This is a genomic window from Bacillus sp. B.PNR1, from assembly GCF_030386235.1.
GTDB lineage: Bacteria > Bacillota > Bacilli > Bacillales > Bacillaceae > Bacillus > Bacillus stercoris.
In genome coordinates this window covers 1565314-1587765 of the sequence record NZ_JANYMN010000001.1, presented here as the reverse complement: position 1 = coordinate 1587765, position 22452 = coordinate 1565314, and the positions used below count along the sequence as shown (strand labels likewise).

The window sequence follows — 22452 nt, the reverse complement described above, 5'->3', positions numbered from 1 at the left end:
GTGAAGTAATATAGCTTTAAGTTAAAAGGAGAATGATAAAAATGGCACAAAAAACATTTAAAGTAACTGCAGATTCTGGAATCCACGCTCGTCCTGCGACAGTTCTTGTACAAACTGCTAGCAAATACGACGCTGACGTTAATTTAGAATATAACGGCAAAACAGTTAACCTTAAATCTATTATGGGTGTTATGTCTCTAGGTATCGCTAAAGGCGCTGAGATCACAATCTCTGCTAGTGGAGCTGACGAAAACGATGCTCTTAACGCTTTAGAAGAAACAATGAAAAGCGAAGGACTCGGCGAGTAATGCAAGAGTTAAAAGGGATTGGCGCTTCAGCCGGCATCGCGATTGCAAAAGCGTACCGGCTTGAAGAGCCAGATTTAACGGTTGAAAAGAAAAGCATCTCTGATTCTGAAGCGGAAGTAAGCCGTTTTGATGAAGCGATTGCACGTTCAAAAGAAGAGCTCGAAAAAATCAAAGAGCACGCTTTGAAGGAACTGGGTCAGGATAAAGCTGATATTTTTTCTGCTCACCTTTTAGTTCTCAGTGACCCTGAGCTTCTGAACCCTGTGAAAGAAAAAATCAGCACTGATTCAGTGAATGCTGAATTCGCTTTAAAAGAAACGTCTTCTATGTTCGTTACCATGTTTGAGTCTATGGACAACGAATATATGAAAGAGCGTGCGGCAGATATCCGCGATGTAACAAAACGCGTAACTGGCCACCTGCTTGGCGTCGAAATTCCAAACCCAAGCATGATCTCAGAAGAGGTTATTATTGTAGCTGAAGACTTAACACCGTCTGACACAGCTCAATTAAACCGTGAGTTCGTAAAAGGATTCACAACTGATATCGGCGGACGTACATCTCACTCGGCTATCATGGCGCGTTCTCTTGAGATTCCAGCAGTTGTTGGAACGAAAGCGGCTACAGGCACGATCGAAAACGGCGTGACTGTTATCGTTGACGGTATCAATGGTGATGTCATTATTGACCCATCTGCTGAAACTGTAAAAGAGTATGAAGAAAAACATAATGCTTATTTGGCTCAAAAGGCTGAGTGGGCGAAGCTTGTCAATGAACCGACTGTCTCAAAAGACGGACATCATGTAGAGCTCGCAGCGAACATCGGTACTCCTGATGATGTAAAAGGCGTTCTTGAAAACGGCGGAGAAGCAGTTGGCCTTTACCGTACAGAATTCCTTTACATGGGAAGAGATCAGCTGCCTACAGAAGATGAGCAGTTTGATGCTTACAAAACGGTTCTTGAGCGTATGGAAGGAAAATCAGTTGTCGTGCGGACACTTGATATCGGCGGAGACAAAGAGCTTCCTTACCTGCAGCTTCCTAAAGAAATGAACCCGTTCTTGGGATACAGAGCGATTCGTCTTTGCTTGGAAGAGCAAGAAATCTTCAGAACACAGCTTCGCGCGCTGCTTCGTGCAAGTACATACGGAAACTTGAAAATCATGTTCCCTATGATTGCGACAGTTAACGAATTCAAGGAAGCAAAAGCGATCCTTCTTGAAGAGAAAGAAAAGCTCGTAAAAGCGGGACAGGCTGTATCTGATGATATTGAAGTCGGTATGATGGTTGAAATTCCGTCAACTGCAGTCATCGCTGATCAGTTTGCTAAAGAGGTTGATTTCTTCAGTATCGGAACAAACGATTTGATCCAATACACAATGGCAGCTGACCGTATGAATGAACGTGTATCTTACCTGTATCAGCCATACAACCCGGCAATCCTTCGCCTGATTACACTTGTAATTGAAGCGGCACATAAAGAAGGAAAATGGGTTGGCATGTGCGGAGAAATGGCAGGAGATGAGATTGCGATTCCGATCCTTCTCGGCTTAGGCTTAGATGAGTTCTCAATGAGCGCAACGTCTATCCTTCCGGCAAGAACACAAATCAGCAAATTGTCTAAACAAGAAGCTGAGTCATTCAAAGAGAAAATCTTATCTATGAGCACGACAGAAGAAGTTGTCGCGTTCGTAAAAGAAACTTTCAAATAATGTACAAAAACCAGACGGCCTCCGGCCTGTCTGGTTTTTTTCATAAGTAAGGGTATAGAAGGACACAATAACATGGCTAGGAGGGATAGTATGTCAAACCAATTTAACGCAGGAGATACTGTTTATGTGATCTACAGAAATCCGCACGCCGCCAATGTTGCTCACATCAAGGAAGCCGAAATTGTGCACCACCCATACCATGAAGGCGAGCTTTCTCTGTTTATTTATGAAACCTACCATCCGTTTGCAGAGGACGACGCTGTGTTTGCAAGCTATGAAGAAGCTAAATCACTTTACAAAGAATTATTTGATATTGATCCGTATGAGTAACAAGGAAATCATTACAACTCATATCCTTTCCGTCTGGTGAGAAAAGTAACAGTAGTAAAGGAAAAGGATGTGGCATTATGCAGAACCCATTTGTTCCACAGCTTGTGTATATAGAACCAAGAGCGCTGGAATATCCGCTGGCTCAAGAATTACAAGATAAGTTTGAGAAAATGGGCATTGAAATCAGAGAAACGACATCCCACAATCAGGTGCGTAATATTCCTGGGAAAAATCATCTTCAGCAATATCGCAATGCGAAATCAACTTTAGTTATCGGTGTTCGGAAAACATTAAAGTTTGATTCATCCAAACCCTCAGCTGAATATGCCATCCCGTTTGCAACAGGCTGCATGGGGCACTGTCATTATTGCTACCTGCAAACAACCATGGGATCAAAGCCATATATCAGAACTTATGTAAACGTCGAAGAGATTTTGGATCAGGCGGATAAGTATATGAAAGAGCGCGCGCCAGAGTTCACAAGGTTCGAAGCCTCTTGTACCTCAGATATCGTAGGAATTGATCATCTGACACACACGCTGAAGCGCGCCATTGAACATTTTGGTCAAAGTGATCTCGGTAAGCTTAGATTTGTAACGAAATTTCATCATGTCGATCACCTATTAGATGCAAAGCATAACGGGAAAACGAGATTCAGGTTCAGTATTAATGCCGACTATGTGATTAAAAACTTTGAGCCGGGAACCTCACCTCTTGATAAGCGGATAGAAGCGGCTGTTAAAGTTGCAAAAGCAGGATACCCGCTAGGCTTTATTGTTGCACCGATTTATATTCATGAAGGCTGGGAAGAAGGGTACAAACATCTATTCGAAAAGCTTGATGCTGCTTTGCCGCAGGATGTTAGACATGATATTACGTTTGAATTAATTCAGCACCGTTTTACAAAACCGGCCAAACGAGTGATAGAGAAGAATTATCCGAAAACGAAGCTTGAATTAGATGAGGAAAAGCGCCGTTATAAATGGGGCCGTTACGGGATCGGAAAATATATATATCAGAAAGATGAAGAGCACGCACTTCGAGAAGCGCTTGAATCCTATATTGATGCTTATTTCCCTAATGCGAAAATCGAATATTTCACTTAACCGGGCTGTTGTGATGAACAGCTCGCTTTTTTATAGAAAGGATTTTTCCATTCCATCAAAACGCCGTAATTCAATGATTCTGTATCCTCTAAATAATTGTTGACTACACGAATAGGTGAACGCCCGCAACGGAGGAGAAAGGACAGCACAGGGTCGTTTTTCCTGCCTTCCATCACATCTTCAACGTACTGAACTGCGCTGATCTCGTGTGCGTATTTATGATATAAAGGAATGCGTCCGCCTCCGAGAAGGCGCTCCAGCCTTTTATCAACAGTAAGCTCATACATCGTATTCATCAGCCATTTTCCGATTCCAAGCTTTCGATAACGTGGAGAAACAGAAATATCCACTACATATAAGGTATTTCCATGAGGGTCATGATTCTTAATTGATCCGTTGTCTGTTGCTTGTGCCCATGTATGGTCAGGAGATTCAGGCTCAAATTGTACAATAAGAGCCGTCATGGAACCGATAATTCTGCCATTGATGAGCGCGCATAAAGCGCCTTCCGGAAAGGTTTTGATATGACTGTCGAGCTGGCTTTCAGACCACAGTAATTCTTGGGGAAATGGGGGAGGGAAACATTCTCTTTGAAGAGAAATCAGCCCCTTGATGTCAGTCTCATTGTAGTTTCTGATGGTTAGAGCTTCAAATTTTCTTCCGTTATGCACATATATTTGTTTCAGTATGATCATCACTCTCCTTATGTTGTTTTATTATAACGAAGATTGAATTTTCAGTAAATATATTCCGATATTCTTATAATTTATTTTTTGATTATTCATTTTTCAAACGAAAAGGCCGATATAGAAATTAGGAGGGGATTGGTTTGTTTAAAAAACTTCACATGAAGATTGCTGTTTTTGTTTCGATTATGTTAATCGTCACAGTTGTTCTTTTAATGCTGTCTTCTTATTTGACGCTAAAACCGATGATTACAGAGGATGGGAAAAATACAACTCAAAACGTAACGCAGTCACTTGAACAAAATATTGAATTGCAATTAAAGAGTTATGCCATTTCGTTATCAAGGCTGGCTAATGGGAAATTAACGCATACATTTGTAACGAAACCAAGTAAAGAAGCTGCTCGGCTGTTTAACGATGACATTAAGCAAATCAAAGATAATGATGATTATGTTGCGATGGCTTACATAGGCACCGCAAAAAAAGAAATGTTTACATATCCAAAAGCGGATTTCGCTGAGGATTATGATCCAACATCAAGACCATGGTATAAGCTTGCAGCTGAAGCCCCCGATCAAGTTGTTTGGACGGAACCTTATAAAGATGTCGTGACAGGAGACATGATTGTTACTGCATCGAAAGCGATCTTAGACGGGCAAAAAGTGATAGGGGTTGCCAGCTATGACTTGAAACTCTCTGCTATCCAAAGTATGGTCAATAAACAAAAGGTGCCTTACAATGGATTTGCCTTTTTAGCTGATGCGAGCGGCAATCTTTTAGCCCATCCGTCAAATCAAGGGAAAAATATATCAAAGGATCAAACACTGAAAACCATTGCGTCCGAGAAAAAAGGGATACAGGATGTGAATGGGAAAATGGTTGTGTATCAAACGATTGGTGAAACGGGCTGGAAGGTCGGAACGCAATTTGATACCGATCAATTAATGTGGATTTCAGATAAAATGAATCGGGCAAATCTGTGGATATCATTGATTGCGCTTATCATCACAATTATTCTCAGCTACTTCCTGGCCAAAACGATAACCGGTCCGATACAGCAGCTGATCGCTAAAACGAAAGCCGTTTCCGCAGGCGATTTAACAGTGCACGCGGAATCAAAATCTAAGGATGAAGTCGGCATTTTAACAAGGGACTTCAATCTGATGGTTGAAAATATGAAGGAAATGGTTGAGCAAGTGAGGATCTCTTCAGGGAAGGTATCTGATACCACTGAGCAATTAACGGCTGTCTCTGCAGAAACAAATGAAACAAGCGGACAAATTGCAAAAGCGATTGAAGAAGTAGCTGCAGGGGCATCGGAACAAGCTTCTGAAGTTGAAACCATTAATGAAAAATCAGAAAGCCTGTCAATGAAAATCAGACAAATCGCTGAGGAGGCAGGCGGAATAAAAGAACGCTCAAAATCGTCCGAGGATGCAAGCTATAAAGGACTTGACGCACTCGGCCAGCTGCTGATGAAGTCAAACGAAGCTAACATGGAAACAAAAAAGGTCGAAACGATGCTGCTGGATTTAGAAAATCAAACTAAGAATATTGAAGAAGTCGTTACGGCGATTTCAAACATATCTGATCAAACCAATTTGCTTGCTTTAAATGCCAGCATTGAGGCAGCCAGAGCGGGAGAAAGCGGCCGCGGTTTTGCCGTTGTAGCTGATGAAGTGAGGAAGCTAGCTGAGCAATCAGCCCTCTCTACAAAGCATATCAGTGAGACTGTAAAGCTTATCCAGCTTGAGACAAAAGAGGCCTCTCATGCAATGGTTGAGGCAAGCAGAATGAACGATGAACAAAACAGTGCCATTCACGAGACTGGAGAGGTATTAAACACGATAACTTCGGAAATGCAGTCACTGGTGCAAGGCATTGATCACATTTACGCAGAAATTCAAAGAATGAGTGAAGAACAGCTCGCGATTTCTGAAGCGATTCAAAGCATTTCAGCCATATCACAGGAATCAGCTGCCGCAGCAGAGGAAGTGAACGCATCAACTGATGAACAGCTGATCACTCTTGATAAAGTCAAACACTCAACAGACACGTTAAAACATGCAAGCCAAGAGCTTATGAAAACAATCACAAAATTCACATTATAATCCAAAAAATCCCTAAAACATGATATGTTTGGGGATTTTTTATTTAAGAGTCTACTCTATGATGTATAGTTATGGTAGTCTAGAAAATGAAGGAAAAATGATAAATTTTAACTAAAATCTAAACGAAACATCTGGGAGGAATGACCTTGAAAAAAACAATTGGTTTTATCGGTCTTGGAGTAATGGGAAAAAGCATGGCAACACATATTCTCAATGACGGCCATCCTGTATTGGTGTACACCCGGACAAAAGAAAAAGCAGACAGCATCCTGCAAAAAGGCGCGGTATGGAAAGAAACGGTCAAAGATCTTTCGAAAGAAGCGGATGTTATCATTACAATGGTCGGCTATCCCAGTGATGTTGAAGAAGTGTATTTCGGAACAAGCGGAATTATTGAAAACGCAAAAGAAGGAGCATATCTTATTGATATGACGACATCTAAGCCCTCGCTTGCGAAGAAGATTGCTGAAGCGGCCAAAGAAAAAGCATTATTCGCTTTAGACGCTCCTGTTTCAGGCGGAGATGTCGGTGCACAAAACGGAACACTCGCCATTATGGTTGGTGGAGAAAAAGAAGCTTTTGAAGCCTGCATGCCGATTTTCTCTTTAATGGGAGAGAATATTCAGTACCAAGGACCGGCTGGAAGCGGACAGCATACCAAGATGTGCAATCAGATTGCAATTGCAGCTGGTATGATCGGTGTTGCTGAAGCAATGGCATATGCTCAAAAATCAGGCCTAGAGCCGGAAAATGTCCTGAAAAGCATTACAACGGGCGCAGCGGGAAGCTGGTCATTGTCAAATCTTGCTCCCCGTATGCTGCAAGGCAACTTTGAACCAGGATTTTATGTAAAGCATTTTATTAAAGATATGGGAATTGCGCTAGAGGAAGCAGAACTAATGGGAGAAGAAATGCCAGGCTTATCGCTTGCTAAATCCTTATATGACAAGCTTGCTGCACAAGGTGAAGAAAACAGCGGAACACAGAGTATATATAAGCTTTGGGTGAAATAAAAAGACTGCCTGTATCCTGCAGGCAACCATCAGGCTGTCGTGATAATCTCGACAGCCTTTTTCTGGGCTCTAGGTGGTAAAACAGAAAAATACCACTTGGAAATGCTTATTTGTTTTGTTTATTATGAGATAGGATTATGGTGTAATGTTTTTATTTATGACGAAATCGGCGCCTATTTAGGTATGAACGTAAGTATTGCCTCCTATTACAGAACAGTGAGAATAGGAGGCTTTTTTGCAGATTATATTGAAGGGGGGAATTAAGTTATGGAGCTTGAACAGCAAGAAATAAGTATTTTACATTCTGATTCTGGCCCATACGGGATAGCCATTTCACACGAGGGAAAAGTATGGTTTACCCAACATAAAGCTAACAAAATAAGCTGTATTGATAAGAAGGGAAAAATTCAAGCGTATACGATTCCGACACCTGATGCTGGGGCCATGTGTTTAACGGTGTCTTCAAAAGGTGATATCTGGTTTACAGAAAATAGAGCTAATAAGATAGGAAAACTGACCGAAAAAGGGCAATTTAGAGAATATCCATTACCGCATAAACACTCAGCCCCGTATGGGATTACGGAAGGTCCAAACGGCGATATCTGGTTTACTGAGATGAATGGAAATCGTATAGGAAAATTGACGGCAGAGGGTAAGATTTATGAATATGAACTGCCTAATGAAGGATCATACCCTTCTTTTATTACATTGGGTTCAGATGATTCGCTTTGGTTCACTGAAAACCAGAATAATGCTATCGGCAAAATAACTGAATCAGGAGAGGTAACGGAGTTTCCAATTCCGACACCGGGAGCAGGACCAGTTGGTATTACAAAAGGGCATGATGATGCACTTTGGTTTGTAGAAATCATAGGTAATAAGATAGGTAGGATTACGGTTTCAGGTGACATAACTGAATATGATATTCCAACACCAAATGCACGTCCTCACGCTATCGCTGCAGGGCGAAAATCCGATTTATGGTTTACCGAATGGGGAGGAAATAAAATCGGAAGGCTGACAAGTGATCACAAAATTGAAGAATATACAATCAACACACCTCATGCTGAGCCTCATGGAATTGGATGCGCTAATGATGGAACAGTATGGTTTGCATTAGAATGTAACAAAATAGGAAAGCTAAGATTAACCACATAATAGAATAGAGGCCGCCCTTTGTACCTCAGGCTGTCGAGAAACCTCGGACAGTTTCTATTTCCCTATCATATAATCAAAGAAAGGCTTTAAAGAATGATGTCTTTCTCTGTTCCTCACAAAAAACTGCGACGAAGCCTATATTGCTCAGACTGAAAATTTTTCCTTAATTGCAGAAAAGGTCAATTCTATCAAAGGCATATTTGCTATGGAAGGTGGAAAACAAAACGGATTGTGAGTGAACAAATTTCCAGAATGTAAAGAAGCATGCCGCATCCTATCCTTGCTTGGCTGGCGGCGTTTTCTATTTCTGCATCAAAAATATGAATACAGCAAAAAAGCTTGCAGAAAAAACATGGTTTTTTCTGCAAGCTGAAGATTACCTGTATCGTACAGGAAATTTTTTATTATTTACCGATGAATTGTTGTGTCCAGATGCTTCCAGACTCAACGTAGCCAACACCGATGTGAGTAAAGTTAGGGTTTAGAATGTTTTTTCTGTGTCCTTCACTGTTCATCCAGGCTTTTACTACTTCTTCAGGTGTCTTTTGGCCCTTCGCAATGTTTTCACCTGCTGTTTTGTAGCTGATTCCGAAAGATTTCATCATATCAAACGGTGAGCCATAAGTTGGGCTTTGGTGATCAAAGTAGTTTTTGTCTTTCATATCCTGAGATTTGGCGCGTGCAGATTTGCTTAACGTTTCATCAATTTGAAGCGGTTTTAAGCCTTGTTTTTGTCTTTCTGCATTTGTAAGCTCAACAACTTTTTTCTCATATGCACTTACAGATGAAGGTGCAGATGTTGTTGTGTTTGTTTTTTCAGCAGTTGCAGGTGCTTTAGAAGCGGTGTTTTGATCAGCAGCTGCTTTTTCAGTAGTCTTTTGCGCCGGTTTTGCCGTTTCTGTCTTTTGAACATCCTGAACCTTCATGTTAGATTGCTTCGCATGTTTTTGAAGAAGCTGCTTAATCTCTTTTTCGTTTGCAGCGTTTAACGTTTTGATATTTGTGTTAATATGCAGTTTTTTCACTGCATCGTTAAGTGACATGTTTTGTACTGTGTTCCCCGTTTTTACTGTTACCACAGACTGGCAGGAGAGTTCTTTCGCTGATGCTTGCTGTACGCCTCCGAATGTGAATAATCCAACCGCAGCGGCAGCAGATAAAATAAATGCTTTCTTCATTAGTTCGTAACCTCCTAGAGTTGTTTGTTTCTACAAAAAAATCATAACATAGCTTTTTTGTCATAAAGACTCCAACACTTTCCTTTGACAAATAGAGATTGTCATTTTCGTAAAGTAAATCCGCTGAATCGCATGAATAAAGAAACCAGCGGCATTTATGGTTTTATCGTACTGTTACATATCTTCCTTTTTTTTGAATCGTTAGTTATATTTTAATGTGTTTTTATGTTGACAGCTTTTTTTACTCCTTTTCGCTGTAACAACTATTACAAAGGTGTTACAATTAATCTCAGTATATGTAAATATATTGAATGATTTGAGAGGGGTAACCAGAAGTGACTGAAATAGGACGTGAACCAAAGAAAAAGAGCAAAGGAAACAGAGCCATCAGAATGAACCTTTTTTTCCTAGCTGTCTTTGTTCTATTCACTGCATTAATTTTTAAGCTCGGGGTCGTTCAAATTGTTGAAGGCGAACAGCATGAAGAAGACGCTGAGAAATCAAATGCAAAAACAGCTTACTATCCTGCGCCTCGCGGGAAGATGTACGACAGAAACCAGAAAGTTGCTGTCGACAACCAGAGCGTTCCAGAAATTGTGTATGTATCAACATCTAGCACAAAAACCGAAGATAAGATCAAAACAGCGAAGAGGCTTGCTTCTTTCATTCATATTGATACCGAATTTTTGAAGGAAAGGGATTTGCGTGATTACTGGATCGCAGCTCATCCGAAAAAAGCCGCCGCCCTGATTAAGGAATCGGAAAGCAATCTGAAAGGAGCCCAGGCTTACAAGCTTCAACTAGAGCGTGTTCCGGATCAAGAATTGAAGGCTATTCAGCATGATGACGAAGAAATGGAAACGGCTGCGATATATACAAGGTTCTCAAGCGGAAATGCCTACGAACCTCAAATCGTAAAGGCAATGAATCCAAATGAAAGCAATAGCAATGGAAAAAACGGAGCGCTGCTTGATGAGAAGAAAAACTCCTCGCAGAGACCCAAAAATGACTTAACATATGATGAAATTTCAATTGTTTCTGAGCATTTAGAAGAGCTTCCGGGAATCGACATTGTAAACGATTGGACACGAAAATATCCTTATGACAAAACCCTTTATTCCGTTTTCGGGGGCGTCACGACACCTGATCAGGGCCTGCTGAGCGACCGGAAAGATTTCTATTTAACAAGAGGCTATGCGAATAATGACAGGGTGGGAAAAAGTTATTTAGAGTATCAATATGAAGATTACTTAAATTCGCATAAAGAAAAAGTGGAATACGTAGAAGACAATAAAGGAAATGTCGTCAGTCAAAAAACCATTGATAAAGGCAGCAGGGGATACGATCTTCAGCTTTCCTTTGACATGGAGCTTCAAGCAAAGATGGAAAAGATCATTGAAGAAGAAGTGAGAAACAGCCGCGCACGCGGAAATTACATGCTGGACAGAGCTTTTGCCGTAATGATGGACCCGAATAACGGCGATATTTTATCGATGGCAGGGAAAAAGATAGACTTAAAAACCAACAAAATTGAAGATTATGCGATAGGGGCATTTACCACCCAATATGAAATGGGCTCAGCAGTGAAGGGCGCCACCGTGCTGGCCGGCTATCAGGACGGAATTCCGCATTATAAATATTTTGTGGATACACCTCTTTATTTGGCTGGGTACGGTAACAAACCAAAGAAATCCTACATGAACATGGGAACCATCAATGAATTAACAGCTTTGCAAAAAAGCTCGAACGTATACATGTTTAATGTCGCCATGCATATTGCCGGTGTTACATACAAGCCGCATGGACCTCTTCCCGCTGACCAGAAGGATTTAAACAAGATGAGAAATTACTACAGCCAATTTGGCCTGGGTGTAAAGACAGGTATTGATCTTCCGCAGGAATCAGCCGGCATGCAAACTACACCTGATGCGGTGGGGGGGTTAATTTTAGACCTGGCCATTGGACAATACGATACATATACCCCCCTTCAAATGGCGCAGTACATCTCTTCCATTGCCAATGGGGGCTACCGTGTTCAGCCAAGAATTGTTACAAGTATCCATGAGCCCAACAATAAAGAGGGCCTTGGGAAGACCATCGAACAAAGAAAGCCAAACATTCTCAATAAAATTAACAACTCAGAAAGTGACATACAGCAAGTAAAGACCGGAATGAAGCTCGTTACAACCTCAGGGACAGCTAAAAATACGTTTACAGAAGATGTATCAGGGAAAACAGGAACAGCGGAAACATTTTACTACGGCACGAATCGCAATTGGTGGGGGAAAAAAACATACAATCTTACATTTGTTGGTTATTACCCATCGGAAAATCCCAAAGTCGCTTTTAGTGTCGTTGTTCCCTCAGTAAGGGATGATGATAAAATCAATAAAATTATTGCCAAAAGAGCTATCCACGCCTACGCAGAGCTCGAAAAAAAACACAGTAAAAAATAAAAAACAGGGTGCACAACGAAAAGATTGTGTGCCCTTTCTTTTATTCAAAAATTGACGTTCACCATAAGAATAGAAGGAGAATACTCATTTTCTAGCGAATCATACTAGGTAAAAGTCAATCTGTATATGTCGAAACACGATGATCATGCAAAGGAGGGATTCTGTGGAACAGGATACGCAGCATGTTAAACCGTTTCAAACGAAAACCGATATTCATGCAGTCTTGGCCTCTAATGGACGCATCATTTATATATCAGCCAACTCCAAACTGCATTTGGGCTATCTCCAAGGAGAGATGATCGGATCATTCCTCAAAACGTTTTTACATGAGGAAGACCAATTTTTAGTTGAAAGCTATTTTTATAATGAACATCATCTGATGCCGTGCACCTTTCGTTTTATTAAAAAAGATCATACGATTGTGTGGGTGGAGGCTGCAGTAGAAATTGTTACGACAAGAGCTGAGCGGACAGATCGGGAAATCATTTTGAAAATGAAAGTTCTTGAAGAAGAAACAGGCCATCAATCTCTAAACTGCGAAAAACATGAAATCGAGCCTGCAAGCCCGGAATCGACTACATATATAACGGATGATTATGAACGGTTGGTTGAAAATCTCCCGAGTCCGCTATGCATCAGTGTCAAAGGTAAGATCGTCTATGTAAACAGCGCGATGCTTTCAATGCTGGGAGCAAAAAGCAAGGATGCTATTATTGGCAAATGGTCCTATGAATTTATTGAGGAAGAATATCATGATATCGTGAAAAACAGGATTATACGAATGCAAAAAGGAATGGAAGTCGGAATGATTGAACAGACGTGGAAAAGGCTTGATGGCTCACCTGTTCATTTAGAAGTGAAAGCATCCCCGACCGTCTACAAAAACCAGCAGGCTGAGCTGCTGCTGCTGATCGATATCTCTTCAAGAAAAAAATTCCAAACCATCCTGCAAAAAAGCCGTGAACGATATCAGCTGCTGATTCAAAATTCAATTGATACCATTGCGGTGATTCACAATGGAAAATGGGTGTTTATGAATGAATCGGGAATTTCCCTGTTTGAAGCGGCTACCTATGAGGATTTAATTGGCAAAAACATATACGATCAGCTGCATCCTTGCGATCACGAGGATGTAAAAGAGAGAATCCAAAACATTGCCGAGCAAAAAACAGAATCAGAAATTGTCAAGCAATCCTGGTTCACCTTTCAGAATAGGGTCATCTATACGGAGATGGTCTGCATTCCGACGACCTTTTTTGGTGAAGCGGCCGTCCAAGTCATTCTTCGGGACATCTCAGAGAGAAAGCAAACAGAAGAATTGATGCTGAAATCGGAAAAATTATCAATCGCAGGCCAGCTAGCGGCGGGAATCGCCCACGAGATCCGCAACCCGCTTACAGCGATCAAAGGATTTTTACAGTTGATGAAGCCGACAATGGAAGGAAACGAGCATTACTTTGATATTGTGTTTTCTGAACTCAGCCGCATTGAATTAATACTCAGTGAACTGCTCATGCTTGCGAAACCTCAGCAAAATGCTGTCAAAGAATATTTGAACTTGAAAAAATTAATTGGTGAGGTCTCAGCCCTGTTAGAAACACAGGCAAATTTAAATGGCATTTTTATTAGAACCAGCTATGAAAAAGACAGCATTTATATAAATGGGGATCAAAACCAATTAAAGCAGGTATTCATTAATTTAATCAAAAATGCAGTTGAATCAATGCCTGATGGGGGAACAGTAGACATTATCATCACCGAGGATGAGCATTCTGTTCATGTCACTGTCAAAGACGAAGGGGAAGGTATACCTGAAAAAGTGCTAAACCGGATTGGAGAGCCATTTTTAACAACAAAAGAAAAAGGTACGGGGCTTGGATTGATGGTGACATTTAATATCATTGAAAACCATCAGGGAGTCATACATGTGGACAGCCATCCTGAAAAAGGCACAGCGTTTAAAATTTCATTTCCAAAAAAATAAAAACAACGGCTTAAACGCCGTTGTTTATCGTCTGCATTGATTCCCGTTTTTTTAATACAAATAATTCTAAACGATCCAAGCCTTCTCTCAGCGTGTCCATTGAACATGCAAAAGACAGCCTTACATATCCTTCACCATATGTTGAGAACGAGCTGCCTGGCACGAGTGCCACGCCAGCGTCTTCTAAAAGAGCCATACTAAAATCAAATGAAGTCATTCCAAAGGATTTAATAGAAGGGAAGATATAAAACGCACCGGACGGTTTAACAACGTCAATTCCCATGGAAACAAGACGGTCATATACATAATCCAGACGTTTTTTGTATTGTTCTCTCATAATTAGTGCATCATCAAAGCCGTTTGTGACAGCTTCAAGCGCGGCTTTTTGAGAAATGGATGAGGCACATGACACATTGTATTGATGAACCTTTAAAATGTGCTTTGCAATGTCTTTCGGTGCGAATAAAAATCCAATTCTCCAACCGGTCATGCTGTGTGATTTTGATAACCCGTTAATGACAATCGTTTGATCCCGCAAATAGGTTGCGATGGAATAATGCGGTCTGTCATATGTTAATTCACTGTATATTTCATCAGACAATACGAAGACATTTCTGCCTTTTAAAAGAGCTGCGATACTTTTCAGCTCTTCTTCAGATAAAGTCACGCCGGTAGGATTTGACGGATAAGGAAGCACGACACACTTAGTGTTAGGTGTCAGCGCATCTTCAATCAGCCGGGCAGTAAGCTTAAAGCCGTGTGACGTAGTATCAACAATGACAGGCTTGGCCCCGCATAAATTGATAATAGGTTCATAGCCTGGATAAATAGGCCCTGGCATAATCACTTCATCACCAGGAGACAAAATCGTCCGGAATGCAGCATCAATGGCTTGGCTTGCACCTGTTGTGATGATAATTTCAGATTCAGCATCATAGTTGAAATCCGCTTTTTTCTTCATATAAAGCTGCACAGCTTGTCTCAGGTCCAGGTAGCCGGCATTCGGTGTATATGACGTCACGTTTTCATCAATGGCTTTTTTTGCGGCAGCTTTCACATGATGCGGCGTGAAAAAATCAGGCTGGCCGATTGTAAGCGAAATGACGTCTTCGTGTTGGGCTACAAGATTCGAGAATTTGCGTATTCCTGAAATTTCAATCTCTCTTGCTTTCGGATTCAGCAAATGTTCCATAATTCATCACCTTAACAAATATAATGAGTTTATCCTATTTTACCACTAGCTGATTATTTGTCACCTTTTTAACTGATATATTTCGATTGTATGCGCCTTATTTCTAAACATACCTTTCTTTTCAGAAAAAAAGAAGACAACCAGCGATTTGATTGTCTTTATTGTATCATGTTCTATTATTGTTTATATGTGCCAATTTCATTAATAGCCATAATCAAAATGAAGGTCTTCGTGCCAAATCAGATACGGGGGATGCTCTTCTTGAAGGTCAGCTGATTCTTTCTTCATATTCAGGTAAGTTTCTTCACTGATATCTTCTAAAACAGTCATTTCGTTTTCTTTAAATATTACTAAGGTACCCATTATTTACACCCTTCTTTGGAAAAATCCTTGACTATTTTATCACTGTTAGTTGGAAAGTCAATGGTTATTAGGAAAAAAGTTTCTTTTTTGAGGAACGCGGCTTAATTGCTCTTGGAATTCGATTTTGAAGAGTCGCCATTCACTTTTTACAAATTCCGCCGATATATACAGTACAATACTGAATGCGAATAGCGAGGGATTGAATTGTCGTTACAACAATACGAAATTTTATTGGATTCTGGTACAAATGAATTGGAAATTGTGAAGTTTGGCGTGGGTGAAAATGCTTTCGGGATTAACGTCATGAAAGTAAGAGAAATTATTCAGCCTGTCGAGGTGACATCAGTGCCTCACTCCCATCAGCATGTAGAAGGAATGATTAAACTCAGAGGAGAAATCCTCCCAGTGATCAGCCTTTTCTCGTTTTTTGGAGTAGAGCCTGATGGGTCAAAAGATGAGAAATATATCGTAACGGAATTTAATAAACGGAAAATTGTTTTTCATGTCGGCTCTGTGTCTCAAATTCACAGAGTATCATGGGAAGCGATTGAAAAGCCGACATCGTTAAATCAAGGAATGGAGCGGCACCTTACCGGAATTATTAAGCTTGAAGACCTGATGATCTTTTTGCCTGATTATGAAAAAATTATTTATGACATCGAATCAGATTCAGGTGTGGACACGTACAATATGCATACCGAGGGCTTCGATGAAAGAAGAACTGAGAAAAAGCTTATCATTGTAGAGGACTCACCGCTTTTGATGCGACTCTTGCAGGATGAATTAAAAGAAGCAGGTTACAACAATATCGCTTCGTTTGAAAACGGAAAAGAGGCATATGACTACATTATGAACCTTGCTGAAAACGAAACTGATTTATCAGAACAGATTGATATGATCATCACGGATATTGAAATGCCAAAAATGGACGGACACAGGCTCACAAAGCTGCTGAAGGAAAATCCGAAAAGCTCAAATGTGCCGGTTATGATTTTCTCATCTTTAATTACGGATGATCTACGCCACCGCGGCGAAGTTGTAGGCGCAGATGAGCAAATCAGCAAGCCTGAAATCAGTGATTTGATTAAAAAAGTGGATACGTATGTTATCGAATAAATAAAAACAGCCGGTGCCCGGAAGAGGCACGGCTGTTTTTATTTTAAAAGTAACTCTCACCAAGCTTTTTAAAGACAGGTTTGTGATAAGCTGGCTGCTGGCGATTAGGCACTAGCGGCTTTTCTTTCATGCCGACATATTCTTGCAACAGGTGTTTTGCTTTTGTTAAAGACATTTGAGCTTTAGGATTTCGGTACGATTGATTAAGTGTACCTAAATGCGGAAGATGTTCGAAGTCTTCTTTAGTTGGAGGCATGTGAAAATAGTAGTCTCCGATTGAGATAAGCACGTCCGATTGCTGTTGGCTGAACCTTGGATTTTTTGAAAAATGAAGCCCTATTTTCTTTCCTTTACCTTCTTTGACGAGCTTTTGCAAAGCACGTTTTTTCAGCAGATATAGGTATTTAGGGTTGGGGGCGGTTTTTGCATGGCGGTTCACAGTGTAAACTGCTTTTGAAAGATTTTCTACGGTTGGCTGCAGATCTTTCGTATATGCATGGTCGTCCATTATTTCTCTCCTTTGCTCTTATCAATTTCTATATGTTTAGATTATACTTTTTTAAAGTTGAAATGCAAATATTGAATGTAAAAATGCGATTTTTTCTGAGAAAAAATCGCATTTTTAACCTGCATTATACAGATCTTGCCTTCTTTTTCGGCTGTTCTTGAAATGCTTCCTGAACATTCACTTCCACAGCTTGTGCACTGTATTTTGGCAGTGCAATAAAATAAAAAATAAAAACGATCAGGATGATAACACCCATGCCGTAATAAAGATAATCAATGTTTGGAACGAACTTAGGGAATAACAGCGCCACTAAGCCGAGTGTCAAAGACTGTGCAAACATCATAAAAGGGTCCTGCATTCCGCTTACACGTCCCATCAGTTTTGGATGGACTATTTTTGGCATCCATCCTCCGATTGCAATGTTGATCGGTCCGATGCACATTCCCAGTGCAAAAGCTGCCGCGTAATACACCCATAAAATATTTGTGTAGCCAAGGACGAAGATCAGCAAACCTGCAATAAAAATCGGTATAGACATTAAAAAGTGGGGCTTCACTTTTTTAGAGATAATCGTGCCGATTACACTTCCTGCAAGCAGCCCAAACCCGAGTGCGATCGTAAATACAGACGTATGCCACTCATAGCGGTCAGGCGCCAATCCGTATTTCATTGTAAACATTGGCAATACGGCAAATCCTCCATTGACAAACCCAAAAATGAAGAAGCCGAAAATAAGAGATGCCAGCAATTTATTTTTTAAAATATAGAGAATGCCTTCTTTAAAGTCATTTATTGAATCTTTAACAGAAGTCTTTCTCCAGCTGAATGCACCGTTTGGCTGTCGGGCTTCTTTTGGAATCCGGCAGCTGCGGATCAGCAGTCCGGAAATGATGAAGCTGACAAAATCAAGAATAATGGCGCCTTCAATCCCGATTGTCTTGTACATAAAAGCGCCAATTCCGACTCCGAACACCATAAAAATGCTAAAAAGCATCTGGTTAAGCCCGGCCGCTTTCGCATAATGCTCCTTCGGGAGAATGGCTTGTACCAAACTGTTTTCTGCCGGAAAGAAAAACTTCGTGACAGCGCTTCTGACAAATAAAATACAAAAAACAAGAGGAATATTGCCGGTAAATAAAGTGAAAAAAAGAACGACAGTCAGGCCTGCTCTGATCCAATCACAGTTTTCTGCTACCTTTTTTCTGTCGAACCGGTCCGCGACGACTCCGACGATCAGAAATACAAAAATGGTCGGAAGAGAATACATCAGCTCCGCCAAGGTCGTATATGAAGGCTGGCTGCTGAAGCGGTCCAGCAAGAAAAAAGCAAAGGCCATGTTGCCTACTGTCGTGCCCATTTGAGAAGCGAGTGCTGCGAAAAATAGATGAACAAAATTACGATTTTTAAATATATCCATAAAAACGCTCCTTACCCTAAAGGTCCCACTTTATCATATTATAAACCGCCTGTTTTTGAAACAAATAAGAAAACATTACCGGTTAATCAAGACTCTTGTTCCGTTTGGCACAATTGAAGCAAGTTCGATCACGTCTTTGTTTTGCATGCGAATGCAGCCTTTAGAAACAGCCTTGCCAATCGAAGCGGGATTATTCGTTCCGTGTATTCCGTAGTGCTGCTTTGAAAGGCTTAGCCAATAAGCCCCAAATGGGCCGCCAGGATTGCGCTGGCGGTTAATAATGTAAAACTGGCCAGTAGGCGTTTGCGTAAGTATTTTGCCAACGGCGATAGGATAGGTTTTTATTACCCGATTATTTTGGAACAGCGTTAGGGTCTTCGCTCCGATTGAGACTGCGATATGATACGGAATTGAATAAGGGTCCGGCAGTCCGGGGATGACGATGGTCTGTCCTGCGGTGAGCCCTGCCTGCAGTGACGGATTAACCTGGAGTAACGCAGCCGTGCTGATTCTGAAATCAGCCGCGATGCTGTTAAGTGTATCACCTTGCTTCACCTGGTACGTAAGCAGTTTCCTCATCCTCCTTTTTTTACTTATAAGTATTGATGAGGAGCCTATCCTGCTACATTAATTTGTGCTTTTTAAGGTAAAGACAGTGATTTCAGGCTTGGCCAGAAACCGCAAAGGCAGCCTGGTCATCCCGAGGCCGCGGTTGACGTAAATATGAGTGCTGCCCGTTTGATACATTCCCTCTGTGTAGACTTTTCCATATGGAGGCGTAATAATCGGTCCGTAAAAAGGCAGCTGAATCTGGCCGCCGTGTGTATGGCCGGAAAGCTGAAGATTTACAGGATAATCTGTTGTTTTCAAGGCTGCATCAGGTTCATGGACGAGAAGAATGGAAAAAAGTCTGTCACTCAGCCTTGAAAGGATTCCTTCGTAATCTGGGTTACCCAGCATTAAGTCATCAAGCGATGCAATCTCGATTTCGCTGCCATCTGCGAGCGATAATGTTTGATAGCCATTCCGGTATACCGTAAAACCGCCAGCCGACATCAGGCTTTTGTAAACAGCAGTTCCATAGCCGCCGTGATCATGATTGCCGTAAATACAAAGCTTGCCGAAGGGAGCATTAAGCTTTTTCAACAATGGAATGACTGCCTGGTGGTTCTGATACGTATCAGGATTATCGATGATATCACCTGTAAAAACAATGAGATCAGGTTTCGATTCATTAATTGTAAGAATGACTGTTTTTAAATCTTCGAGTGTAAAATAATCACTCAAGTGTGTATCACTGAACTGCACGATTTTAAAACCGTCAAATCCGTGCGGGATGAGAGAGCTTTTTATTGTGTGTTCGGTTGTCTCAATCATATGCGGCTCTAAATATCTGGCATACCCATAGCCTCCGCCGGCCGTTAAAGCCCCGGCAGCAAGAGCACCGAACATTCCTTTGAGAAATTGTCTTCTGGACATCTTTTTCATTTCAAACCAACCTTTAATAGAGTTTTTCTATTATATCATCTGTATCTGATAAAAATCTCATATCAGCTTGTACTGACAGAGGAAGGGGTATAATGATAGAATAATATTGAATGAATACTCATTCACAACAGGAGGGGAGAAACATGGAAAAAAAAGCGGTTATTATTACCGGCGGGTCAAGCGGTATGGGAAAAGCGATGGCAAAAAAACAGGCTGAATTAGGATGGCACGTTATGGTGACAGGCAGGAACCATGAAGCACTTGAAGAAACAAAAAAAGAAATTGAGACCTTTGAGGGGCAGGTCGCCTGTTTTCAAATGGATGTCCGTTCTGATTCCGCCGCTTCAGACATGATTACAGAAGCGGTAAAAGTCTTTGGCCGGCTTGATGCGCTGATTAACAATGCGGCCGGTAATTTTATTTGTCCGGCAGAAAAGCTAACGCCCAATGGGTGGAAAGCCGTTATTGATATTGTTTTAAACGGTACATTTTTTTGCAGCCAAGCCGCGGCAAGGCATTGGATTGACCAGAAGCAGCAGGGTGTCATTTTAAATATGGCAGCCACGTACGCTTGGGGAGCGGGAGCAGGGGTCGTTCATTCCGCTGCAGCCAAAGCGGGGGTATTGTCACTGACAAGAACGCTGGCCGTTGAGTGGGGGAGTCAATACGGCATCCGCACAAACGCGATAGCTCCCGGCCCGATTGAACGAACAGGCGGTGCTGAGAAACTATTTGAATCGGAAAAAGCAAAGGCCCGCACTATAAACAGTGTGCCGCTCGGCCGACTGGGGACACCGGAAGAAATCGCCGCTCTGGCAGCATTTTTGCTTTCAGATGAAGCATCCTATATAAACGGGGATTGTATCACAATGGACGGGGGGCAATGGCTGAATCCTTATCCGTTTTAAGAATATTAATCTTTGGATTCAATGTGGTATAATCAGACAAAGATAGAGAAGCAGGTGATAACATGTTGGATCCACTTGATATTTTAACGAACATTGATGATGTCCTCCCATATTACCAGGCGATTTTCAGTGCCGAGGAGCAGAAAATCGTCGGGTATGAGGTGCTTGGACGAATTTTGGCAGATTCAGAAATCCAAAGTCTCGGGCCCTTCTTTTTAGACGCGGGGATACCCGAAGAATATAAATTAGAGGTTGATAACAGAATTATCCGCCAGGCTCTTGACCGCTTTTTAGAGGCCGATTCTGATCTGCTGATTTTTATGAATCAGGATGCCAATCTGCTGATGCTGGATCATGGTGAAAGTTTTCTGGAGCTTCTGAAAGAATATGAAGCAAAGGGAATCGAACTCCACCGTTTTGTGCTAGAAATTACAGAGCACAATTTTGAAGGGGATATTGAGCAGCTCTACCATATGCTTGCATACTATCGTACATACGGAATCAAAATCGCAGTTGACAATATCGGAAAAGAAAGCAGCAACTTGGACAGAATCGCACTGCTCTCACCAGATCTGTTAAAAATCGATTTGCAGGCGCTGAAAGTATCACAGCCATCACCGTCATATGAGCATGTGCTGTACAGCATCTCTTTATTAGCAAGAAAAATCGGTGCGGCGCTGCTGTATGAAGACATTGAGGCGAACTTCCAGCTTCAGTACGCCTGGAGAAACGGAGGCCGCTACTTTCAGGGCTATTACTTGGTGTCTCCATCTGAAACGTTTCTAGAGAGAGATGTATTGAAACATAGACTTAAAACTGAATTTCACCAATTTATCACACATGAGAAAAAGAAGCTGGAAACCGTCTATGAGCATTCCGAACAGTTTTACAAACGAGTGCATCAAGCTGTGACCTCTTTGAGAAAAAACAATTTGTCTTCTGATGATGATTTTATTAAAAAACTGGCGGAAGAGCTGACAGATTGCAGCTTTAGAATTTACATGTGTGATGGGGAAGGCGATCAGCTGACGGGAAATGTGTTTAAGCAAGATGGAGAATGGATTTATCAGCCGGAATATGCGGAGAAAAACTGGAGCTGGCGTCCTTATTTTTTGGAGAACATTATGCGAATGAGAAATCTCAGAAAAGGTTTTTTCAGTGATCTGTATAGTGATTTGGAAACAGGTGAAATGATTAGAACGTTTTCATATCCGATGGATGATCAAATGTATTTATTTATAGACTTGCCATATTCTTATTTATATGAGCAGGACGGACTGATTTAACGGCTGAAAGGCCGTTTTTTTTATGAATTGAAAAAAATATCAAAAAACGATTGACATTGATACTGAGAATCATTATCATTTAATTATAGAGAGAAGCTACTCTCTGTTCCCCAACCCCTCTATCAGATCAAG

The 22452-nt window shown here is 41.2% G+C and carries 20 protein-coding genes; 12 read left to right on the top strand and 8 right to left on the bottom strand.

The window, feature by feature from the left end; translation table 11 throughout:
- Nucleotides 1-41: 41 nt before the first annotated feature.
- The 4 genes from NZD81_RS08135 (at nucleotide 42) to splB (ending at nucleotide 3456) form a co-directional block, all read left to right on the top strand.
- Nucleotides 42-308 carry a phosphocarrier protein HPr gene (locus NZD81_RS08135; protein ID WP_003154654.1) on the top strand — a complete coding sequence of 89 codons (267 nt, stop codon included), beginning with the start codon at nucleotides 42-44 and terminating at the stop codon, nucleotides 306-308.
- The gene (gene ptsP / locus NZD81_RS08130; protein WP_282374277.1) at nucleotides 308-2020 is read left to right on the top strand and encodes a phosphoenolpyruvate--protein phosphotransferase; all 1713 of its coding nucleotides are present in this window, start codon (nucleotides 308-310) and stop codon (nucleotides 2018-2020) included. The genes NZD81_RS08135 and ptsP overlap by 1 nt, the downstream gene beginning before the upstream one ends.
- Nucleotides 2021-2110: 90 nt before the next feature.
- Nucleotides 2111-2350 carry a splAB operon transcriptional regulator SplA gene (gene splA, locus NZD81_RS08125; RefSeq protein WP_003218644.1) on the top strand — a complete coding sequence of 80 codons (240 nt, stop codon included), beginning with the start codon at nucleotides 2111-2113 and terminating at the stop codon, nucleotides 2348-2350.
- Between the two features lie 77 nt (nucleotides 2351-2427).
- The gene (gene splB, locus NZD81_RS08120) at nucleotides 2428-3456 is read left to right on the top strand and encodes a spore photoproduct lyase (protein WP_014663774.1); all 1029 of its coding nucleotides are present in this window, start codon (nucleotides 2428-2430) and stop codon (nucleotides 3454-3456) included.
- Here the strand turns inward: splB and NZD81_RS08115 are convergent.
- Entirely contained in the window at nucleotides 3453-4151 is a 699-nt protein-coding gene (locus tag NZD81_RS08115) for a GNAT family N-acetyltransferase (RefSeq protein WP_103748832.1), read from the bottom strand. The two genes, splB and NZD81_RS08115, sit on opposite strands and share 4 nt — an antisense overlap.
- 134 nt (nucleotides 4152-4285) lie before the next feature.
- Here NZD81_RS08115 and mcpC point away from each other — a divergent pair, with 134 nt between their 5' ends.
- The 3 genes from mcpC (at nucleotide 4286) to NZD81_RS08100 (ending at nucleotide 8424) form a co-directional block, all read left to right on the top strand.
- Nucleotides 4286-6253, top strand: coding sequence for a methyl-accepting chemotaxis protein McpC (gene mcpC, locus NZD81_RS08110; RefSeq protein WP_282374278.1), 1968 nt, complete (start codon nucleotides 4286-4288; stop codon nucleotides 6251-6253).
- Between the two features lie 146 nt (nucleotides 6254-6399).
- Nucleotides 6400-7266: an NAD(P)-dependent oxidoreductase gene (locus NZD81_RS08105; RefSeq protein ID WP_069149512.1), complete on the top strand. Its 867-nt coding sequence runs from the start codon at nucleotides 6400-6402 to the stop codon at nucleotides 7264-7266.
- Between the two features lie 267 nt (nucleotides 7267-7533).
- On the top strand, nucleotides 7534-8424 hold the full coding sequence (locus NZD81_RS08100) for a Vgb family protein (protein ID WP_103031984.1): 891 nt from the start codon (nucleotides 7534-7536) through the stop codon (nucleotides 8422-8424).
- A 404-nt stretch (nucleotides 8425-8828) separates the two neighbouring features.
- Here NZD81_RS08100 and NZD81_RS08095 read toward each other — a convergent pair whose 3' ends face one another.
- On the bottom strand, nucleotides 8829-9602 hold the full coding sequence (locus NZD81_RS08095; RefSeq protein WP_014663779.1) for a CAP domain-containing protein: 774 nt from the start codon (nucleotides 9600-9602) through the stop codon (nucleotides 8829-8831).
- A gap of 335 nt (nucleotides 9603-9937) precedes the next feature.
- Here NZD81_RS08095 and NZD81_RS08090 point away from each other — a divergent pair, with 335 nt between their 5' ends.
- Both NZD81_RS08090 and kinA read left to right on the top strand, forming a co-directional pair.
- A complete protein-coding gene (locus NZD81_RS08090; protein WP_282374279.1) occupies nucleotides 9938-12058 on the top strand; it encodes a peptidoglycan D,D-transpeptidase FtsI family protein in 2121 nt (706 codons plus the stop codon).
- 163 nt (nucleotides 12059-12221) lie between these two features.
- Nucleotides 12222-14042, top strand: coding sequence for a sporulation histidine kinase KinA (kinA, locus tag NZD81_RS08085; protein ID WP_014663782.1), 1821 nt, complete (start codon nucleotides 12222-12224; stop codon nucleotides 14040-14042).
- A 10-nt stretch (nucleotides 14043-14052) separates the two neighbouring features.
- Here kinA and NZD81_RS08080 read toward each other — a convergent pair whose 3' ends face one another.
- Together NZD81_RS08080 and NZD81_RS08075 are read right to left on the bottom strand one after the other, a co-directional pair.
- Nucleotides 14053-15234, bottom strand: coding sequence for an aminotransferase A (locus NZD81_RS08080; protein ID WP_282374280.1), 1182 nt, complete (start codon nucleotides 15232-15234; stop codon nucleotides 14053-14055).
- Between the two features lie 201 nt (nucleotides 15235-15435).
- Nucleotides 15436-15597, bottom strand: coding sequence for a hypothetical protein (locus NZD81_RS08075; protein WP_003245246.1), 162 nt, complete (start codon nucleotides 15595-15597; stop codon nucleotides 15436-15438).
- Between the two features lie 204 nt (nucleotides 15598-15801).
- Here NZD81_RS08075 and cheV point away from each other — a divergent pair, with 204 nt between their 5' ends.
- Nucleotides 15802-16713: a chemotaxis protein CheV gene (cheV, locus tag NZD81_RS08070; RefSeq protein WP_071580630.1), complete on the top strand. Its 912-nt coding sequence runs from the start codon at nucleotides 15802-15804 to the stop codon at nucleotides 16711-16713.
- Between the two features lie 43 nt (nucleotides 16714-16756).
- Here the strand turns inward: cheV and NZD81_RS08065 are convergent, their stop codons facing one another.
- The 4 genes from NZD81_RS08065 to NZD81_RS08050 form a co-directional block, all read right to left on the bottom strand.
- Complete coding sequence (locus NZD81_RS08065) at nucleotides 16757-17221, bottom strand: YkyB family protein (protein ID WP_003232406.1); 465 nt, start codon at nucleotides 17219-17221, stop codon at nucleotides 16757-16759.
- Between the two features lie 124 nt (nucleotides 17222-17345).
- On the bottom strand, nucleotides 17346-18638 hold the full coding sequence (locus tag NZD81_RS08060) for an MFS transporter (RefSeq protein ID WP_014663786.1): 1293 nt from the start codon (nucleotides 18636-18638) through the stop codon (nucleotides 17346-17348).
- 75 nt (nucleotides 18639-18713) lie between these two features.
- On the bottom strand, nucleotides 18714-19208 hold the full coding sequence (locus NZD81_RS08055; protein WP_282374342.1) for a L,D-transpeptidase family protein: 495 nt from the start codon (nucleotides 19206-19208) through the stop codon (nucleotides 18714-18716).
- Between the two features lie 57 nt (nucleotides 19209-19265).
- On the bottom strand, nucleotides 19266-20126 hold the full coding sequence (locus NZD81_RS08050; protein WP_282374281.1) for a metallophosphoesterase: 861 nt from the start codon (nucleotides 20124-20126) through the stop codon (nucleotides 19266-19268).
- A gap of 143 nt (nucleotides 20127-20269) precedes the next feature.
- On the opposite strand from NZD81_RS08050, the gene fadH reads away from it, so the two are divergent.
- Both fadH and NZD81_RS08040 read left to right on the top strand, forming a co-directional pair.
- Entirely contained in the window at nucleotides 20270-21034 is a 765-nt protein-coding gene (fadH, locus tag NZD81_RS08045) for a 2,4-dienoyl-CoA reductase (protein WP_014663789.1), read from the top strand.
- Nucleotides 21035-21096: 62 nt separating this feature from the next.
- Nucleotides 21097-22320 carry an EAL domain-containing protein gene (locus NZD81_RS08040; protein WP_014663790.1) on the top strand — a complete coding sequence of 408 codons (1224 nt, stop codon included), beginning with the start codon at nucleotides 21097-21099 and terminating at the stop codon, nucleotides 22318-22320.
- Nucleotides 22321-22452 lie beyond the last annotated feature (132 nt).

Excerpts from the sequence above, each read along its gene's own strand:
- NZD81_RS08135 (WP_003154654.1), top strand. The coding sequence starts at position 42 with ATGGCACAAAAAACATTTAAAGTAACTGCAGATTCTGGAATCCACGCT.
- ptsP (WP_282374277.1), top strand. The coding sequence starts at position 308 with ATGCAAGAGTTAAAAGGGATTGGCGCTTCAGCCGGCATCGCGATTGCA.
- splA (WP_003218644.1), top strand. The coding sequence starts at position 2,111 with ATGTCAAACCAATTTAACGCAGGAGATACTGTTTATGTGATCTACAGA.
- splB (WP_014663774.1), top strand. The coding sequence starts at position 2,428 with ATGCAGAACCCATTTGTTCCACAGCTTGTGTATATAGAACCAAGAGCG.
- NZD81_RS08115 (WP_103748832.1), bottom strand. The coding sequence starts at position 4,151 with ATGATCATACTGAAACAAATATATGTGCATAACGGAAGAAAATTTGAA.
- NZD81_RS08100 (WP_103031984.1), top strand. The coding sequence starts at position 7,534 with ATGGAGCTTGAACAGCAAGAAATAAGTATTTTACATTCTGATTCTGGC.
- NZD81_RS08095 (WP_014663779.1), bottom strand. The coding sequence starts at position 9,602 with ATGAAGAAAGCATTTATTTTATCTGCTGCCGCTGCGGTTGGATTATTC.
- NZD81_RS08080 (WP_282374280.1), bottom strand. The coding sequence starts at position 15,234 with ATGGAACATTTGCTGAATCCGAAAGCAAGAGAGATTGAAATTTCAGGA.
- NZD81_RS08075 (WP_003245246.1), bottom strand. The coding sequence starts at position 15,597 with ATGGGTACCTTAGTAATATTTAAAGAAAACGAAATGACTGTTTTAGAA.
- NZD81_RS08065 (WP_003232406.1), bottom strand. The coding sequence starts at position 17,221 with ATGGACGACCATGCATATACGAAAGATCTGCAGCCAACCGTAGAAAAT.
- NZD81_RS08060 (WP_014663786.1), bottom strand. The coding sequence starts at position 18,638 with ATGGATATATTTAAAAATCGTAATTTTGTTCATCTATTTTTCGCAGCA.
- NZD81_RS08050 (WP_282374281.1), bottom strand. The coding sequence starts at position 20,126 with ATGAAAAAGATGTCCAGAAGACAATTTCTCAAAGGAATGTTCGGTGCT.
- fadH (WP_014663789.1), top strand. The coding sequence starts at position 20,270 with ATGGAAAAAAAAGCGGTTATTATTACCGGCGGGTCAAGCGGTATGGGA.
- NZD81_RS08040 (WP_014663790.1), top strand. The coding sequence starts at position 21,097 with ATGTTGGATCCACTTGATATTTTAACGAACATTGATGATGTCCTCCCA.